The organism is Gordonia sp. NPDC003424, from assembly GCF_053588655.1.
In genome coordinates this window covers 110,161-128,245 of sequence record NZ_JBSFQJ010000005.1, presented here as the reverse complement: position 1 = coordinate 128,245, position 18,085 = coordinate 110,161, and the positions used below count along the sequence as shown (strand labels likewise).

Annotated in this window: 17 protein-coding genes; 13 read left to right on the top strand and 4 right to left on the bottom strand. The window is 68.0% G+C overall.

The features are described from left to right. Nucleotides 1-2 precede the first annotated feature (2 nt). Nucleotides 3-614, bottom strand: coding sequence for a TetR/AcrR family transcriptional regulator (locus ACWDTI_RS09675; protein WP_449737856.1), 612 nt, complete (start codon nt 612-614; stop codon nt 3-5). Nucleotides 615-782: 168 nt separating this feature from the next. On the opposite strand from ACWDTI_RS09675, the gene ACWDTI_RS09670 reads away from it, so the two are divergent. From ACWDTI_RS09670 to ACWDTI_RS09660, 3 genes are all read left to right on the top strand, one after another. Further along, nucleotides 783-1,967: an MBL fold metallo-hydrolase gene (locus tag ACWDTI_RS09670; RefSeq protein ID WP_449737855.1), complete on the top strand. Its 1,185-nt coding sequence runs from the start codon at nt 783-785 to the stop codon at nt 1,965-1,967. After that, complete coding sequence (locus tag ACWDTI_RS09665) at nt 1,964-4,426, top strand: HAD-IC family P-type ATPase (protein WP_449737854.1); 2,463 nt, start codon at nt 1,964-1,966, stop codon at nt 4,424-4,426. The genes ACWDTI_RS09670 and ACWDTI_RS09665 overlap by 4 nt, the downstream gene beginning before the upstream one ends. A 171-nt stretch (nt 4,427-4,597) precedes the next feature. Continuing rightward, nucleotides 4,598-4,825: an antitoxin gene (locus tag ACWDTI_RS09660; RefSeq protein ID WP_449737853.1), complete on the top strand. Its 228-nt coding sequence runs from the start codon at nt 4,598-4,600 to the stop codon at nt 4,823-4,825. Nucleotides 4,826-4,840: 15 nt separating this feature from the next. Here the strand turns inward: ACWDTI_RS09660 and ACWDTI_RS09655 are convergent, their stop codons facing one another. After that, the gene (locus ACWDTI_RS09655; RefSeq protein WP_449737852.1) at nt 4,841-5,449 is read right to left on the bottom strand and encodes a DNA-3-methyladenine glycosylase; all 609 of its coding nucleotides are present in this window, start codon (nt 5,447-5,449) and stop codon (nt 4,841-4,843) included. Here ACWDTI_RS09655 and ACWDTI_RS09650 point away from each other — a divergent pair. From ACWDTI_RS09650 to ACWDTI_RS09625, 6 genes are all read left to right on the top strand, one after another. Then, nucleotides 5,427-5,864 carry a type II toxin-antitoxin system Rv0910 family toxin gene (locus ACWDTI_RS09650; RefSeq protein ID WP_449737851.1) on the top strand — a complete coding sequence of 146 codons (438 nt, stop codon included), beginning with the start codon at nt 5,427-5,429 and terminating at the stop codon, nt 5,862-5,864. The genes ACWDTI_RS09655 and ACWDTI_RS09650 overlap by 23 nt on opposite strands. A 36-nt stretch (nt 5,865-5,900) precedes the next feature. Further along, nucleotides 5,901-7,568 carry a substrate-binding domain-containing protein gene (locus ACWDTI_RS09645; protein WP_449737850.1) on the top strand — a complete coding sequence of 556 codons (1,668 nt, stop codon included), beginning with the start codon at nt 5,901-5,903 and terminating at the stop codon, nt 7,566-7,568. An 81-nt stretch (nt 7,569-7,649) separates the two neighbouring features. Next, the gene (locus ACWDTI_RS09640) at nt 7,650-8,102 is read left to right on the top strand and encodes an FMN-binding protein (protein WP_449737849.1); all 453 of its coding nucleotides are present in this window, start codon (nt 7,650-7,652) and stop codon (nt 8,100-8,102) included. An 8-nt stretch (nt 8,103-8,110) separates the two neighbouring features. Next, nucleotides 8,111-8,989 (top strand): FAD:protein FMN transferase, encoded by an 879-nt coding sequence (locus ACWDTI_RS09635; RefSeq protein WP_449737848.1) that lies wholly within the window; start codon nt 8,111-8,113, stop codon nt 8,987-8,989. Next, nucleotides 8,986-10,227, top strand: a complete 1,242-nt coding sequence (locus ACWDTI_RS09630; protein WP_449737847.1) for a hypothetical protein — start codon at nt 8,986-8,988, stop codon at nt 10,225-10,227. The genes ACWDTI_RS09635 and ACWDTI_RS09630 overlap by 4 nt, the downstream gene beginning before the upstream one ends. 7 nt (nt 10,228-10,234) lie before the next feature. After that, nucleotides 10,235-10,651, top strand: coding sequence for a hypothetical protein (locus ACWDTI_RS09625; protein ID WP_449737846.1), 417 nt, complete (start codon nt 10,235-10,237; stop codon nt 10,649-10,651). Nucleotides 10,652-10,676: 25 nt separating this feature from the next. On the opposite strand, the gene ACWDTI_RS09620 is transcribed toward ACWDTI_RS09625, so the two are convergent. Beyond that, nucleotides 10,677-11,567, bottom strand: a complete 891-nt coding sequence (locus tag ACWDTI_RS09620) for a LysR substrate-binding domain-containing protein (protein WP_449737845.1) — start codon at nt 11,565-11,567, stop codon at nt 10,677-10,679. Between the two features lie 76 nt (nt 11,568-11,643). Here ACWDTI_RS09620 and ACWDTI_RS09615 point away from each other — a divergent pair, with 76 nt between their 5' ends. Genes ACWDTI_RS09615 through ACWDTI_RS09600 form a run of 4 tightly spaced genes read left to right on the top strand, consistent with a single transcriptional unit; the run spans nt 11,644 to nt 15,098 of the window. Then, on the top strand, nt 11,644-12,867 hold the full coding sequence (locus ACWDTI_RS09615) for an acetyl-CoA C-acetyltransferase (protein ID WP_449737844.1): 1,224 nt from the start codon (nt 11,644-11,646) through the stop codon (nt 12,865-12,867). Continuing rightward, nucleotides 12,864-13,634, top strand: coding sequence for a 3-oxoadipate enol-lactonase (gene pcaD / locus ACWDTI_RS09610; RefSeq protein WP_449737843.1), 771 nt, complete (start codon nt 12,864-12,866; stop codon nt 13,632-13,634). The genes ACWDTI_RS09615 and pcaD overlap by 4 nt, the downstream gene beginning before the upstream one ends. Further along, nucleotides 13,631-14,413: a CoA transferase subunit A gene (locus ACWDTI_RS09605; protein ID WP_449737842.1), complete on the top strand. Its 783-nt coding sequence runs from the start codon at nt 13,631-13,633 to the stop codon at nt 14,411-14,413. The genes pcaD and ACWDTI_RS09605 overlap by 4 nt, the downstream gene beginning before the upstream one ends. 28 nt (nt 14,414-14,441) lie before the next feature. Further along, nucleotides 14,442-15,098 carry a 3-oxoacid CoA-transferase subunit B gene (locus ACWDTI_RS09600; protein ID WP_449737841.1) on the top strand — a complete coding sequence of 219 codons (657 nt, stop codon included), beginning with the start codon at nt 14,442-14,444 and terminating at the stop codon, nt 15,096-15,098. Between the two features lie 323 nt (nt 15,099-15,421). Here ACWDTI_RS09600 and ACWDTI_RS09595 read toward each other — a convergent pair whose 3' ends face one another. Beyond that, nucleotides 15,422-18,064: a LuxR C-terminal-related transcriptional regulator gene (locus ACWDTI_RS09595; protein WP_449737840.1), complete on the bottom strand. Its 2,643-nt coding sequence runs from the start codon at nt 18,062-18,064 to the stop codon at nt 15,422-15,424. Nucleotides 18,065-18,085 lie beyond the last annotated feature (21 nt).

Below are 18,085 nucleotides of genomic sequence, written 5' to 3'. Positions count from 1 at the left end.
ACTCAGGCACTCAGGACATACGTCATCAGCGCCGCCGTCGACGCATCGATGATGGCCGCCACCGCAACGTCGTCGGCGGTGCTCAAGTAGGTGAGGGTGATGGCGTTGGTTGCCGCAATGATCACCGGACCCAGCTCGGCCGGCGGGATGCGGTAGCTGACCTCGGCTCGCTTGGCCGCGGTGCTCAGTCCCATCGCCGCGAGTTCGTAGAGTCGCTCGTACATCTCTTTGCCGACCAGTTGCAGCTCGGCGTGGTTGTGCGCGTAGATGCCCAACGAGATCGTTGCCTGCATCCGGCCCGGGTCGGCCTTCAGCAACGCGTAGAACGCCTCGAGGTGGGCACGTGTGTTGGCGTGCAGAGCGGCGGGTCCCTGGCCCTCGTCCGCGATCGCGGGCAGGATCGAGTCGAGGATCTTGCTGATGTCGGAGGGCACGGCGCGTTCCATGACGGCGCAGAGCAGAGCGGTCCGGCTTTCGAACGCGTAATGGAAGCTCGCCAGCGGCATGCCCGCGTGAGCGCAGATGCGCCGGGTCGTAGCGCCCTCGACGCCGTGGTCGGCGATTACGCGGTAAGCGGATTCGATCAACACCGCACGGCGCTGATCGACGGACATTCGTGCCAACGAGGTCTACCCCCATGCCCACATGTGGCCTGCCACATGCGTGGTGAACGCTGATCGGATCCGCCGAAGCCTATCAGTGCGTGACCTGCGCCGGGAGCCCTCAGGCGCCATGCTCTCGGGTATGGAGATCGAGATCGGTATCTGCCCTACTCTGGTTCAGTGACCTCTACGATCGGCAGAACGGGTGCCGGCCTCGCGCAGCGCGCGGCGGCGACACTGACGACGGCCGGACTCACGGCGGCCGACACGGTGACTGCCCGTCTGGCCAACGGCGGATTCGGCGCCGCCCTCGCCCTCGGAGCCCGCGCCGAGGAGATCCGTCTGCACACCCACGGTTCGCCCTTTCTTCGCGACGGCGTCTTCCACAACCAGGAGGTGGCGCGCGATGTGGTCGACCCCGAGTTCAAGGTGCTCGTCGACATGGTTCGCCGTCCGGGGCGACCGCGTCGCCCGATCCGGGTGCTGACGCCCGACTTCGCGGATGAGGTGGGCGACTTGTCGGTCACCTGGCTCGGCCATGCGACGAACCTCGTCGAACTCGACGGCGTCCGCATCCTCACCGATCCGGTGTTCAGCCGGCGTTGCTCACCCTCGCAGCGCCTCGGCCCGGCGCGGATGCACCGGTCACCGGTGGGCGTCGCCGACCTGCCGCCGATCGATATCGTCCTGATCAGCCACGATCACTACGACCACCTCGACATGGAAACCATCATCGAACTCGGCTTGATACGGCAGCCGCAGGTTCGGTTTGTCGCCCCCGTGGGCGTGGGTGCGCATCTGGTGGCGTGGGGTATCCCGGCGGACCGGATCACCGAGGCCGACTGGTGGGAGCAGCGCACCGTCTCGGTGAACGGCACCGACATCGTGTTCAGCTGCTGTCCCGCCCGGCATTTCTCCGGCCGCGCGCTCACCCGCAACCTCACCCAATGGGCCAGCTGGGTCGCGGCCGGCCCCACGCATCGGATGTTCTTTTCGGGCGACACCGGATACACCGAGCAGTTCGAGGAGGTCGGTGCGCGCTTCGGCCCCGTCGACCTCACCGTTATCGCGGTCGGCGCCTACGACCCCGTATGGCCCGACGTCCACGTCAACCCCGAAGAAGCCGTGGCGGTGCACCGGATGCTCACCCGCGAGGCGGGCCGGGACGCGGTGATGATCCCGATCCACTGGGGCACCTTCAACCTGGCGCGGCATTCGTGGGGAGATCCGATCCAACGTGTCCTGCCCCGTGCCGAGGCAAACTCCGCGACGGTCTTGGTGCCGCCGCCGGGCGGGACCATCGACCTACACATGCGTACCGGTACCGGTGTGGACAACCCGACCTGGTGGGAGACATCGGCGTGACCCAGGTGTCGCAGGACACCACCGGGAATCCGGGACTGACCGCCGTCGAGGTCGCCGATCGTGTTGCCGACGGACGCGTCAACGCCATGCCGTCCCGATCGGGACGCAGCGTCGCCGACATCGTCCGCGCCAACGTGTTCACCCGCATCAACGCGATCCTCGGCGTGCTGTTCGCGATCGTCGCATCGACCGGTTCGCTGATCAACGGGGCTTTCGGCCTGCTCATCGTCGCCAACAGCGGCGTCGGCATCGTCCAGGAGATCCGTGCCAAGCTGACCCTCGACAAGCTGGCCATCGTCGGACAGACGACCCCGATCGTGCGACGTGACGGAACCACCGCGGCCCTGCCACCGGACGAGGTGGTGCTCGACGACATCATCGAGATCGGAGCCGGCGACCAGATCGTCGTCGACGGCGACATCGTGGAGGCGGTAGCCCTCGACGTCGACGAGTCGCTGCTGACCGGTGAAGCCGATGCGATTCACAAGGCCTCCGGGGACAAGGTGTTGTCCGGCAGCTTCGTGGTCGCCGGTTCGGGTGCCTACCGCGCCACGAAGGTCGGGGCCGACGCGTATGCCGCGAAGCTGGCCGCCGAGGCGTCGAAGTTCACCCTGGTCGCCTCCGAGCTGCGGTCGGGAATCGACCAGATCCTCAAGGTGATCACCTGGCTGCTCATCCCGGCCGGCATTCTGACGATCGTCAATCAGCTCTTCATCAGCGGGAACGGACTCAAGGCGTCCCTGCTGGGCATGGTGGCGGCACTCGTGCCGATGGTGCCCGAGGGGCTGGTGCTGCTGACCTCGATCGCGTTCGCCGTCGGTGTCGTGCGTCTCGGTCAACGCAAGTGCCTGGTCAACGAGCTCCCGGCCATCGAGGGTCTGGCACGGGTGAACGTCGTCTGCGCCGACAAGACCGGCACCCTCACCGAGAACGGGATGCGGGTGTCCGAGGTACGGCCCGCGCCTGGCGTCATCGTGCCCGACGACCTGGACGCCGTGCTCGCCGCGCTCGCCGCCAACGATCCTCGACCGAACGCGAGTATGCAGGCCCTCGCCGAGGCATACCCGGACCCACCGGCCTGGTCGGTGTCGGCGGTGCAGCCGTTCACGTCGGCCAAGAAGTGGAGCGGCATGTCGTTCCGCGATGCGTCCGGTGCCGACGTCGGCAACTGGATCCTGGGGGCGCCCGACGTCCTCCTCGACCCGACCAGCGAAACCGCTCGGCTGGCGAACGAGGTGGGCTCGAGCGGACTGCGCATCCTGCTGGTCGCGCACACCGACGTCGCCGTCGACACCGAGCCGACAACGGGCTCGAGCGCGCCGGGTTCGGTCTCCGCGCTCGCGTTGATCGTCCTCGAACAGCGGGTGCGTCCCGACGCACGTGACACCATCGAGTACTTCGCCCAACAGCAGGTGGACGTCAAGGTGATCTCCGGCGACAACGCCCGATCGGTCGGCGCGGTCGCCGCGTCCCTCGGCCTAGGATCGGCCGACACCTCGGTCGACGCACGGAACCTGCCCACCGCCCCCACGGAGTTGGCCGACGTCGTCGAGCGCGGCGTCACATTCGGTCGCGTGCGGCCCGACCAGAAACGCGCCATGGTGCAGGCGCTTCAATCCACCGGCCACACCGTCGCCATGACCGGTGACGGCGTCAACGACGTCCTCGCGCTCAAGGACGCCGACATCGGCGTCGCGATGGGCTCGGGCAGCTCCGCCGCTCGATCGGTCGCACAGATCGTGTTGTTGGACAACAAGTTCGCCACCCTGCCGTACGTCGTCGGGGAAGGCCGTCGCGTCATCGGCAACATCGAACGCGTCTCGAACCTCTTCCTGACCAAGACCGTCTACGCCGTGTTGCTGGCGCTGCTCGTCGGCATCACCGGCATCGCCGCCAAGATCTTCGGATTCACCTCGCTGAGCTACCCGTTCCAGCCGATCCACGTCACCATCTCGGCCTGGTTCACCATCGGCATCCCGTCGTTCATCCTCTCGCTGGCGCCCAACCACGAACGTGCCAAGACCGGATTCGTGCGTCGTGTCCTTACCCAGGCTGTGCCGAACGGGATCATCGTCGGGCTCAGCGCGTTCGTCACCTACCTCATCGTCAACCCGGGCGGTTCCGGGGTGGCGATCGGCACGAAGGACTCGGTGGATCTGTCACCGGCACAGACCCAGGCCGCCACCGCAACGCTGGTCACGCTCATCGCGGTGGCGCTCTACGTCCTCGCCGTCGTCGCGCGGCCGTACACCTGGTGGAAGGTCGTGTTGCTGGCCGGCTCGGTCGGCGCCTACGTCATCATCTTCAGCTGGCCGTGGACCCAGCACCTGTTCAAGCTGGATTCGTCGAACGCGCAGATGATGACCGTCGCGTTCATCTCGGCGGCGGTCGGCATCGCCGGGGTCGAGGTGGTGTCGCGCGTGCTTCCTCCTCGCGTGGCGAGCGCTCGAGAGGACTAGGGCATGTCTCCCAATTCCCTTTGCGGGTCTTGGCGGCTCGTTGTCCCTCTGGCGGCGTTGTCGTCGGTCACGATGGCTGCCGCTATCGCTCCCTCCTCCGCCTTGCCAGAGAAACCACGATTCCGCCAATCCCTCGCAGTGGAATTGAGAGACATGCCCTAGGGTGGGCGTATGGATCTCAAAGCACTTGTGGACAAGGCCAAGGCCACACTGAAGGGCGATCCGAGTCTGATCGACAAGGGTGGCGACGCGGTCAACAAGGCGACGGGCGGAAAATATTCAGGCCACGTCGACAAGGCGCAGGGCTCGATCAAGAAGGCCGTCGGCGCCGAGGATGCCGCGGCTCCCAAGGCCGACGAGCCGCCCGCTCCGCCAGCCGACCCGCCCGCCAATCCGTAACCGGCGCAATCACGTTCACGTTCCGGTGCGCGCGGCGCGGGGATGTCGGCGATAGGCCGACACCGTGGGGTCGTCGGTGATCCAGAATCGCCATGGCACGTCGGGTGCCCGTCGCACGCCGACTCGGGGACCGGCCGTGATCCCTGGTGCGGCGCCGGATCGCGCGGCCAGGTGCACCGGACGCTCGTCACATAGATCCACGCCGAGATCGTCCATCGTGATTCCAAGGGCACGGGTGAGGTTGCCGGGGCCCCGCGCGAGCGCGTCGTCGTTCTTGGCGGTCGGCCGTCGTCGTCGGGCCAGTTCGACGCCCTCGAGGACGTGTGCGGCCCGCAACAAGACGGCGGCGCCCTGCTCGCGCGGCCCGGTGACCACATTGGCGCAGAAGTGACCGTGAATCCGGTAGACGTAGAGTCGGCCGGCCGGGCCGTACATGATCTCCGACCGCGGCGTGCGCGTGTAGGCGTGCGATGCGGGATCGTCGCGGCCACCGTACGCCTCGACCTCGGTGATCCGTGCCGCGACGCCATGACCCACGAGCACGGCTCCCAGGAGTGACCGTGCTGCGTTACCGACATCGGGGCCGCTAGGCTGCATGACCATGGCGAAGACGAGTGACTCCATCGAGGTGGACCTGTCCGTCGAAGATACCTGGGCGGCCGCGTCGGACCTGTCGCGCTTCGACGAGTGGCTGGTGCTCCACGATGGCTGGCGGTGCGAGATCCCGGCCGGTCACGAGCTGGCCAAGGGGACCCGGATCGCATCGGTGGTGAAGGTCAAGGGCACCCGCATCCGGTTCGACTGGGTGGTCGAGACCTACCAGCCGTGCGAGCAGGTCCGGCTCAAGGGCAGCGGCAAGGGTGGGGTCAAGGCCAAACTCGATCTGGGCATCGTTCCGGTCGCCATCGGTTCCGCCGTGACCTTCACCATCGATCTCGGTGGCCTGCCGTTAATCGGGCCGGCCGGCAAGGCCGCGGCCATGTTGGTGTCCGAGGATCTGCGAGAGTCGTTGGCGAACTTCCGCGAGGTCTTCGGGTAGACATAGAGCTGTTCGTATCAGGGGGGTAGTGGGGGCGTGGGACGTCATACGTCTGCGGGCGCAGACGATTTCGGGTTCGAACATCGTCGCGCGACGAGCAACCGCCGGGCGGGATGGATCTGGGGTGTCGGTGCGGTCGTCGCCATCGGTGCGCTCGTCGCGGGAATCGTCGTGTGGCGCACCGGTGCCGTCGGCGGCTGTGCTGACCGCACCGCTGTCGCGATCGCGTCCGATCCGGCGATGACCGGCGCGCTGCGCACAGTGGCGCAGCAGGCGTCCGCGGCGTCGTGCTACGACTTCACCGTCGACGGCGTCGCCGGGGCGCAGGTTCCCGGACAACTGACCCGCGGTGACCAGGCGCCCGATCTGTGGGTGGCCGACTCGCAGATCCAGGCGCGTCGGGTCATCACGCAGGTCCGTCGAGAACTCTCGTTGGTGTCCGCGTCGATCGCGACCTCGCCCAGCGTGGTGGTCGGCAAGTCGGTACCGCATCTGCAGAGCTGGGTCGAGGTGATGAAGCTCCCCGACCTGCGGACGGGCAGTCCCATCGACACCAGCACCGGCGACGCCCCGATCGTCGGGGCGCTCGCCGAGGTCAACGACGGTAACCTCACCGGCCGCAAACTCACCGAGGCGATGACCGTCCTCGCCGTGCAGCAGAACAACGTGCGCCTGGCCAACGACAGCGAGGGCGCCCGCCTCAATCTCGCGAACACGTCGACGGTCCCGGTCATCACCACCGAACAGCAGTACCTGCTGTTCAGCCGAACCCATCCCGGATCGCGGCTCACGGCGACCACGCCCGCCGACGGGGCCGTCATGCTCGACTATCCGTTGGTCAACACCGCCGGTATCGCTCGGCGGGCCACCGCTGCCGCGGCCGGCAAGGTTCTCGTCGAGACATTGGCGTCGACCGCTGGTCGGCAGGCACTCGACGAGGCCGGCTATCGACGTCCCGATGCGGCGCCGCTGGCGACGGGTTCGGGAGTCGGGCTGGTGCGGGTCCTGCAACTCGACGATCCGACCCAGGTGGACAAGGCGATTCGCCAGTGGCAGGTGCTCGGCGTGCCGATCCGCACCCTCGTCGTCGAGGACACATCGGGCTCCATGGCCGCTGCCGCCGGCGGCACCACCCGCGCCGGTCTGCTCGCTGACGCGTCGATGACCGGACTGAAGTTGTTCCCGAACAACACCATGATCGGGGGCTGGGCGTTCGGCGTCCGCAAGGGCGACAACGGCACCGACTGGCGGTGGATGTCGCCGATCCGGCGACTGGATGCCCTGGCGTCCGGCGGCGGCACCCACCGCGACGAACTGGGACGCGCGGTCCGCCGGGGGTTGGCGCCGTCGCAGCTCGGTGGCGGCACCGGCCTCTACGACACCACCCTCGCGGCGTTCAAGGAAGTGCAGCGGAGCTACGACCCGAACTACTCCAACTCGGTCATCATCATGACCGACGGGCAGAACGACGATCCGAGCAGTATCACGCTGACCCAGCTCCTGTCCCAGCTGAAACGCCTGGAAGACCCCGCCCGCCCCGTGCTGGTGCTGACCATCGGCATCTCCGACGACGCCGACACCGAGGCGCTCAAGGCGATTGCCGACGCGACCGGTGGCACCACCTACGTGGCCAAGACGTCCGACGACATCAAGACCGTGTTCGTCGACGCGATCCAGGCGCGCATCGCGGCCGCCGGGCGCTGAACGAAGTAGTTAGCTGAGGTTTACCTAACAATTTCCGGTTCTGGGGCGACTGTGGTGCGTGGGATCGGCACAATCGACCGCATGACGCGAAACGAGACGCTGCCCCGGACCGCTGGATTGGCCGTCGCACTGGCCACCGTCGGTCTCGTCGCCGGTGCCTGTGGCGCCGAGGACTCGACCGGCACGACGACGCAGACCCCCGCAGAAGCCGCCGACACGAGCGCCGCGGCCGGCAACACCTACCGGGACGGCACCTACTCGGCGACCGGGAAGTACGTCTCGCCGGGCGGACCGCAGCAGGTCGGCGTGACGGTGACCCTGTCCAGCGGGGTCATCAAGAACCTGCAGCTCGACACCGGTGACGCCAAGGGCACGTCGAAGGATTTCCAGGGCAAGTTCGCGGGCGGCATCGACGCGATCGTCGTCGGGAAGAACATCGACGACCTCGAGGTGGACAAGGTCGCCGGGTCGTCGTTGACCTCGGGCGGTTTCAACGACGCCCTCGCGCAGATCAAGTCGGAGGCACAGGTCTGACGTCGACGGTGCGATCGGCGCACTCCTGGACATTCGACGCGCTCGGAACGCATTGGGAGATCACCACGGCGGCACCGCTGCCGGGCGACGTCGCGGGCGACATCACGGCCGAACTCGATCGGATTGATCGCGCGTGGTCGCGGTTTCGTGGTGACTCCACGGTCGCAGAGATCGCCAGACGCGCCGGCGACTATCCGGTCGCCGCGACGGATCAGCCACTCGTCGACTGGTATCGGAGGCTCTACGAACTGACCGGCGGGTTCGTCACACCACTGGTCGGGCAACTCCTCTCCGACGCCGGATACGACGCGCACTACTCGCTGACCCCACGGGCGACGCGCGAGCCGGCGCCCCGCTGGGACGACGTGCTCGCCGGTCACACCGGATCGCTCGACGTCCGCGTGCCCGTTCTCCTCGACGTCGGTGCGGCCGGCAAAGGATTCGCGGTGGACCGCGTCGCCGCGATCGTGGCAACCGCCGTCGACGAGTTCATCGTCGACGGCGGTGGTGACATGCGGGTGTCCCGGCGCGACGTCCCGGCCCGAATCGCGTTGGAGCATCCGCTGGATCCGACGAAGGCGATCGGGGTCGTCGAACTGTTCGACGGCGCCATCTGCGCGTCGGCCGCAAACCGGCGGGTGTGGGCGGACTGGCACCACATCGTCGACCCGCGATCGGCATCGCCGGCCGCCGAAGTGCTCGCGACATGGGTGATCGCGCCGGACGCGATGACCGCAGACGGACTGGCGACCGCCCTGTTCTTCACGCCCGCAGCGCAATTGCGGACCGCGTTCGACTTTCATGCCGCCGGCTTCCACCACGTGACGATTCGGCGCAACGGCACGGTGGAACACACCGACATTCCCGGACTGGAGCTGTACCTATGACCAGACTGATCCCGCGCTGGCTGACCTCCCATCGTGCCGTGTTGGTGGCGTTGCTCGCGCTCGTGGCGGTGGCGGTCGTCGTGTCCGTCGTCGACACTGATTTTGCTTATCGCCCAGGACAACTCGCGTTGTCGCTGCTGATCTCGGTGGTGGTGTGCGGTGCGGTGACCTATGCGTGCGCGGCGGTGGTGCGGGTCCCGCCGGGTGCCGACTCGTGGCTCATCACCGGGCTGATTCTGTTCTTCGTCCTGCCGGGGGTGACCGACGCCGGGTCGGCGTGGACGGTGGCGGTCGGCGCGGCCGCAGCGGCACTGAGCAAGTACGTGCTGGTGTGGCGCCGTCGTCTGGTGATCAATCCGGCGGTCGCAGGCGCGGTCGTGGTGTACGCGCTGGCCTACGCCGGCGTCGGGTCGATCGGATTCCCGCAGTGGTGGGTGGCCGCCGAGCCACTGCTGATCCCGATGATCGTGATCGGTGCGCTGTTGGTCACGGTGCTGCGTCAATGGTGGCTGGTCGCGATGTTCCTGGTGGCGGCGGTGATCACCATCGGTGTGGTGGATGCGACGCAGGGCGGGCAGTCGCTGTCCCTGTGGCTGACGTCGAGCCCGATGCTGTTCGTCGCCGCGATCATGCTGCCCGAACCGCTGACGTCGCCGACCACTCGATGGCATCGCGCGATCTATGCGGTGCTCGTGGGCGTGCTCATGTATTGGCAGGTCTCGATTCCGATCACCGATGGGTTCACCCTGGAATTCGTGCCGGAGGTCGCGTTGCTGGTCGGGTCGCTCTACGCCTTCGTGGTCCGCCTCGCGACGCGTCACCAGGTGTCGGGTCGGGTGTCACTCGACTTGGTTGCACCTGTCCCGGACGTTTCCGTCGAGTGTGCGTCGGTTCCGGTCGAGTGCGCGTCCGTTCCCGTCGACCGTGCGTCGGTTTCCCGTCGACCGTGCGTCGGTTCCCGTCGAGCGTGCAGTCGAGGTCGCTGCGGGCACCTACGACGTGACGGTCGCCGGATCGACACCACTGACGTTCGTGCCCGGACAGTGGGCGGTCCTCAGCGCTCCCGAGTGGTCGTCGCCGGTCTGGCGGAGGTCGCGTCGGGTCTTTTCCTTCGCGGGCCTGCCGGGAACGAGGGTGGGCCGCTTTGGATTCACGGTGTCGGGGCAGCCGTCGTCCTTCAAGGGCGGGTTGATCTCCGGATCCACGCGGCGCGTCTATCTCGACTCGTCGGGCGGTGACTTCGTCTTGCCGCGCAACCACAACCGGACAGTCGTCCTGATCGCGTCGGGCATCGGCATCACCCCGTTTCGGTCGATGATCCTGGCGGCACTGGCCGAAGGTCGTGACATGCGCCGATTGACCGTCATCCACGTGATCCGGGCGTCGGACCGCGCCGTCTTCGCCGATGTGCTGCGGGCGGCCCGCGATGCGGGCGCCACCGTCGATGTCATCGAATCACCCTCTCCTGCAGGAGATTTTGGACAGAGTGGGCGGATGGGTGAGTTGATCGGCCCACTGCGGCGCGGGGACACGTCGCCGCACTACTACCTGTCGGGGTCACCCGAGTTCGTGACGTCGGCGAGTTCGGTGATTCGGCACGTCGACGCGGGAACTCGATGGGCGTTCTGGCGGCTGCACACCGACCCGTTCCGGGGCTATTGATCCCTCCCACCCGGCGAATCGGACGTCAGGCTTCGTCGGCCACCCGCCGCAGGATCGTCAGCACATGTTCGATCATCGGCGACGGGTCGGCGGCCACCCGGGCCACCGCGAGTTCGACATCGGGCGCCTCCGGCACGATCGGTAGGTAGCGCACCCCGGCCAGGCCGAGGGCGGCGGTCGCCTCGGGCACGATCGCCACACCGAGACCGGCGGCGACCAGGGTGACGAGCGTCGACGTCTCCTCGACCTCGTGATGGATCTGCGGAACGAAGCCCGCGCGGGCGCAGATCGACGCCAGCACGCCGTTCATGACCGATCGACCACGGCCGGCATGGGCGATGAACTCGGCATCCCGCAGATCCGCGACCGCAACATGATCGCCTGCCGCACGCGGATCCCCTTCCGGCATGGCCACGATCAGCCGATCCCGGCGGATCGTCTCGACCACGAGCTCCGACCCGCTGACCGGCGGCCGCAGCAGCGCGAGGTCGATCTCGCCCGCGGTGAGCGCCGAGATCTGCGCGGGCGCGAGCATCTCGCCGCGCACGCTGACGTCGAGGCCGGGGAGTTCTTCCCGAAGCGCACGGACCAGCCGGGGAAGCAGCGAATACGTCGCCGACCCGACACATCCGATCGACAAGGTGCCCTGCTGTCCGTCGGCGATCCGCTGGGCCTGGGTGCCGGCGGCCTCGACGGCGTCGAGGATCTCGACGGCACGTCGCAGATATGCCTGTCCGGCCGGTGTCAGCTCGACGCGCCTCGTGGACCGGACGAGCAGCGCGACGCCGAGTTCGTCCTCGAGTTGCCGAATCTGCTGCGACAGCGGCGGCTGCGCGATGTGCAGACGCTCGGCGGCGCGCCCGAAGTGCAGTTCCTCGGCCACCGCACGGAAGTAACGGAGATGGCGCAGTTCCATGATTAAGACTCTACAAGTCTTATTGATGCCGAAATGAATACTTCTCAATATCGGCGCTGGTTCCTATCGTGGATGTATGACCAACGGAGCCGACGTCGTCATCTGTTCACCGCTACGCACCCCGGTGGGGCGCATGGGAGGCGCCCTCGCGGCGCTCACCGTCAACGATCTGGCCACGGGCCTGCTGCGCGAACTCGCGACACGCACCGGGCTCGGTGAGGGGGACGTCGACGACGTGATCCTCGGGCAGGGGTACTCCAACGGTGAGTCCCCGGCGCTCGGGCGCATCGCGGCACTCGACGCCGGTCTGGGGATCGGAGTGCCGGGCATGCAACTCGATCGACGCTGCGGCTCTGGTCTGCAGGCCGTCCTGACCGGCGCCGCGCATGTCGCGTCCGGCGGCGCCCGGCTCGTCATCGCCGGTGGCGCCGAGTCGATGTCGAATGTCGAGCACTACGCGCTCGGTCTGCGCACCGGAGTCCGTCAGGGTGGCGTGCAGCTCATGGATCGCCTCGATCGTGGACGTCTCACCGCGGGCGGCGAATCACATCCCGTGCCGGGCGGCATGATCGAGACCGCTGAAAACCTCCGCGCCCGTTACGGAATCAGCCGCACCGAGCAGGACGAGCTGTCCGTCCGCTCGCATGAGCGCGCGATCGCCGCGCACGAGGCCGGCCGCTTCGCCGATGAACTCGTGTCGGTCACCGTGCCCGGCAAGCGCGGCAAGCCCGACGTCGTCGTCGACCGCGACGAGCACCCGCGTGCCGACGCCTCGGTCGAAGGTCTCGGAAAGCTGCGGCCGATCCGTCTGAAGCTCGATCCGGAATCCACCGTCACCGCCGGCAACGCGTCCGGCCAGAACGACGGTGCGGCCATGTGCGTCGTCACCACCCGCGCCGACGCCGACAAGCGGGGGCTGAATCCGCTTCTGACCCTTCGGTCGTGGGCGGTCACCGGCTGCGAACCGGAGACGATGGGGATCGGCCCGGTTGGTGCCACCGCCGCCGCCCTCGACCGTGCGGGACTCACCCTCGACGAGATCGACCTCATCGAACTCAACGAGGCGTTCGCCGCCCAGGTGCTCGCGGTGCTGGCCGAGTGGAAGATCGACGCCACCGATGAACGCCTGAACCCCAACGGTTCCGGCATCTCGCTCGGCCATCCGATCGGCGCCACCGGCGCCCGGATCCTGGCCACCGCAGCCTACGAGGCGCGGCGGCGTGACGCCCGCTATGTGCTCGAGACCATGTGCATCGGTGGGGGACAAGGACTTGCGGCCGTGTTCGAGGTGGTCAAGTGAGCGCCGTCGACGTCCACGCGATCGTCAGCGGCCGCGAGGACGCGCCCGCGGTGGTGTTCTCCAACTCGCTCGGCTCCACCCACCGCATGTGGGATGAACAGCTCGCCGCGTTCGAGGAACGGTTCCGGGTGGTGCGCTACGACACCCGGGGACACGGCGAATCCCCGGTTCCGCAGGGCCCCTACACGATCGACGATCTCGCCGACGACGTGATCGCACTGCTCGACCGGCTCGACATCGCCCGCGCCCACCTCGTCGGACTGTCGCTGGGTGGTGCCACGGCGCAACGTCTCGCGATCCGCAACCCCGATCGTGTCGGCAACGTCGCGCTGCTGTGCACCGCTGCGCAGTTCCCGCCCCCGTCGGCGTGGACCGACCGTGCGGCCACGGTGCGCGCCGGGGGTTCCGGTGCGGTCGCCGAGGCCGTCGTGCAACGGTGGTTCACGGCCGAGTACCTCGAACAGAATCCCGAGTCGCGGAAGTACCACGAGGACATGGTCGCGTCGACGCCGGCGGAAGGCTACGCCTCCTGCTGCGAGGTGCTGGCCGACATGGACCTGCGCGCCGACCTGCCCGCGATCACGTCGCTGGTCCTCGCGATCGCGGGCGCCGACGACCCGGCCACCCCACCCGCCCGGCTCGAGGAGATCGCCACCTCTGTGCCGAACGGACGGTTGCTCGTCGTCGAGCACTCGGCCCACCTCGCGAATCACGAACAGCCACAGATCATCACGCCCGCCCTCATCGAACACCTGGAGCAATCATGACCCTCGACAAACTCGTCGGATCGGCCGCAGAGGCCGTGGCCGACATCCCGGACGGTGCCAGCCTCGCGGTCGGCGGCTTCGGCCTGGCCGGTATTCCGTGGTTCCTGATCGAGGCCCTCCTCGACCAGGGGGCCGGCGGCCTGACCATCGTCTCGAACAACTGTGGTGTCGACGGCGCCGGACTCGGACTCCTGTTGGAGGCGCGCAAGATCGACAAGGTGATCGCCTCCTACATCGGTGAGAACAAGGAGTTCGGCCGTCAGTTCCTGGCCGGCGAGGTGACCGTCGAGCTCACCCCGCAGGGCACCCTCGCCGAGCGGATGCGCGCCGGTGGCAGCGGTATCGGCGCGTTCTTCACGCCGACCGGTGTCGGCACGCTCGTCTCCGACGGCGGACTCCCGTGGCGGTACAACACCGATGGCACGGTCGCGATCTCGTCGCCCCCGAAGGAGGTCCGCGAGTTCAACGGACAGGACATGGTGCTCGAAGAGTCGATCGTCACCGATTTCGCACTCATCCGGGCGGCCGTCGTCGACAAGGCGGGCAACTGCCGATTCCATGCCGCCGCACGCAATTTCAATCCGCCGGCGGCGATGTCCGGGCGTGTGACCATCGTGGAGGCGGAGAAGGTCGTCGAGGTCGGCGAGCTCGACCCCGAGGACATCCACCTGCCCGGGATCTTCGTCAAACGCATCGTCGCACTGACACCGGAACAGGCTGCGCGCAAGGAAATCGAGCAGCGCACCACCCGCCCCCGTCCCGGCGAAGCCGCCGAATAACCCGACACCAGAACCACAGGAGAAGATCATGACCTGGACCCGCAAGGAGATGGCAGCTCGGGCCGCACGCGAGCTCAAGCCGGGCGACTACGTGAATCTCGGCATCGGACTGCCGACGTTGATCCCCGACTACATGCCCGCCGACTCGAACATCATGCTGCACGCCGAGAACGGCATCCTCGGCGTCGGCCCGTTCCCGTACGACGACGAGGTGGATCCCGACCTCATCAACGCCGGCAAGCAGACCGTGTCGGTGCTGCCTGGTGCGTCCTACTTCGATTCCGCCACCAGTTTCGCGATGATCCGCGGCGGCCACGTCGACGTCGCGGTCCTCGGTGGCATGCAGGTTGCCGGCAACGGAGACCTCGCCAACTGGATGGTCCCCGGCGCTCTGGTCAAGGGCATCGGTGGCGCAATGGATCTCGTCAACGGCGCCGGACAGGTGATCGTGCTGATGGAGCATGTCACCAAGAAGGGCGATCCCAAGCTGGTCGCCGAGTGCTCACTGCCGCTCACCGGCCTCAAGGTGGTCAGCCGGATCATCACCGACCTCGGTGTCTTCGACGTCAATGGCACAGGGTTCGACGTCGTGGAGCTCGCCCCGGGTGTGGACTTTGCGACCGCCGAGGCGAAGACCGGTGCACCGCTGGTGGATCGGACGTCGGAGACGGTGCCCGCTCGCTGAGCAGGTGCCCCTGCCGGTCGAGACCACACCCATTCGGCGACGGGTGTGGTCTCGATGCGCCTCGGGCTCGCTACGCTCGCACGAGGCTTACTCGACCAGCGGAAGAGCGTCGGGTTCGCTCCGCTCGCACGAGGCTTACTCGACCAGCGGAAGAGCGTCGGGTTCGCTCCGCTCGCACGTGGCGTACTCGACCAGCGGAAGCGCCTCGGGTTCGCTCCGCTCGCACGTGTCTGATCGGAAGAGTCCCCACGCCGCTGATCGAGTAAGCGAGCGAGCTTGCGAGCCCGCGCATCGAGATCTCCCGTCCGGCCGGCAGCGCTTCCTCAGCGCCGGAGCGCGGCCAACTCGGATCGCGAGCGGACGCCGAGCTTCGCGTAGATCCGGGTCAGGTGGTACTGCACGGTTTTCGGTGAGATGAAAAGCTCAGCGGCCACTTCGCGATTCGAGAGTCCCCGGGCGACGAGGGCGGTGACCGCCTCCTCCTGCGGGGTCAGGTCGACGGTGTCGCGGTCGGCGCGTGGGAGGTTGATGCCGCCTGCCTTGAGTTCGCGTTCGCAGCGCTCGACATACGTGGATGCCCCGAGCGAGAGGTAGATCTCGCGGGCGGTGTCGATGACGGAGTCGGCGGCGCGTCGCTTGCCCGCGCGACGCAATGTCTGCCCGTAGGCGAAGTTGACGCGTGCCACGTCGTATCGCAGGGACAGTCCGTCGAGCAGGTCGATCGCCTCGTCGAAAGTTCTTCGCGCCGGATTGATCTCGCCGATGGCGCCGAGGTATCGACCGCGGGCGTATTTCAGTCGGGCAGCCGCCGATCGGTGGCCGCGGTCGGCGGCACGTTTCTCGAACCGGGTCAACAGCTGGTCGGCGGCCTCGAGTTGCCCGTCGATGACCTGGGCGTTGGCGAGCATGTCCACCCACGGCCACCACCCGGGTTCGGTGAGCGCGGGCACGTCGGGCGCCATCCGCTCCAACGGCTCGAGGATGCGCCGCACCTTACCGTAATCGGCAGCGGCTTCGGCGATCTGGGCTCTGGCGAGGAGCGCCGGGATGCGCATGATCTCGTAGTCACCAGCATCGGTGCCCGATGCGGCGACCGCGCGTTCTGCCTCGTCCCACTCGCTGCGCAGCGAATGGATCTGCGCGGCAGTCCAGTTCAGGAGCGGCGTCGCGAGGGCGATGCCGCTGGAGCGAGCCAGCGTGCGCCCCTGCTCGACCGACTGCAACGCCAGTTCCCAGTCACCGGTGAGGAACTGGGTGCGGGCCAGCCATCCCAACGCCCACAGGGAGATCCGGGTGGAGCCTCCCAACTGGGCCATCGACACCGCCGTCTCCAGATTGCTGCGGGCGCCACCGATGTCGTCGAGACCGAGCTCGAGCCAGCCGCGACCCATGGTCGCCCGCTGGGCCTGTGCACCGAAGCGTATTCGTTCGGTCAATGCCGCGTACTCGGCGCTGGCCTCCGCCGGTCGACCCGACCACGCCAGACCCAGACCACGGATCACCGCGGCTTCGACGCCGGCCGGTGAATCGTTGCCGGCCATACCGATTGCCCGATCCGCCCACTCGACGAGTTCGTCTCCCTGGCACCGGACCAGGTTGTGCAGCACATACCGCTGCGCGATGAGCGCGGCGATGTCCGGCTCCCGGTCGAGGTTCACGATCGACCAGGCGCGGTCCAAACGGAGCCGAGCCTCCCCGGAACGTCCGCGCAGGATCGCCAGATAGGCGAGAGTGGCATTGCGCAAGGGTGTTTCGCGCAGACTCTCGACGATGGGCACCAGCGCGCCGGCGCCCACGCAGTCGCCGGCCGCGAGCAGCGCGTCGACGGCCAGCGTCACCCGGGTATCGCGGAGCAGAGGGTCGGCGGTCAGGCGGCTCGACTGACGGAACAGGCCCGCCGCCTCGGCCCAGGCGCCGTCGGCACCCCGGCTGCGTGCCAGTCGATCGAGATCGTCGGCCAGGTCCGGATCGGCGGTCGGCGTCGCCGCGACCCGATGATGGAGTCGCCGGGCCGGGTCGGTGACGATGTCGGCGGCACGGCGGTGCGCGTCGGCCACCGCGCTCATACCCATCACCTCGAGGACGCCCGCCCGAATCATCGGATCGGCCAGGCGCGGTTGGGCTTCCGACGGGGTGAGGGCGGCCGGTGAGGTCACCAGCCCACTCGCGCGGGCCGCGTCGATCGCCGGCAGCGGGTCACCGGCGATACCCGCGAGTTCGACGGCGACGTCGAGGGGTTCGTCGTCGTCGAGGACGGCAAGCGCTTCGATCAGCGCACGTTCGTCCATACCCGCCACCGCGAGCCGCATCCGGACGTCGTCGACGACCTCGGTCGGCGCCGGGATCGCGACATCGCTGCGCGACCACACTCGTGCAGGCACTTCGTCGAAGAGCGCCAGGACATCTCGCGGATTCCCGCGTGTGTGGCGCACAAGCGCCTCGACCATCGTGGGGTGCAACAGCAGGCCGCGGCGGGCGGCCAACTCGGCGACGGCCGGGGCGTCGAGTCCGTCGAGCCGGACCTCGTCGGTCAGCAGTCCGGGCAGGAGCGGGCCGCTCCGGGTCACCGAGGCGACGATGAGGACCGGTATCTCCCGATCGGTGCGGGTCATCGTCACCAGCGTCTGCAGTGATTCGGCGTCGGCCAGGTCGGCGTCATCGATCACGATCAGCGTCGGATGGGTGCGATCGAGTCTGTCGATCAGTGTTCCGTCCGCGTCGCCGAGCTGTCGCAGGACACCGCCGGGCGTGTGCGTTTCCCAGGAGGCTGCTTCGGCCCACAGCGTGTGGTCGTCGGCACCTGCCCGCACGCGGTGGGCATCGGTGAGGTGCGACAGAAACGTGCTCTTGCCGATCCCCGGTGCACCCCGCACGACGATGAACGTCGGACCGGTGGCGTCATGGCAGGCGGCGAGGATCTCCTCGGTCTCCGAATCCCGTCCGACGCTCGCGGTCACGACCTTCACTGTTTCATCGTAGGTGTTTGT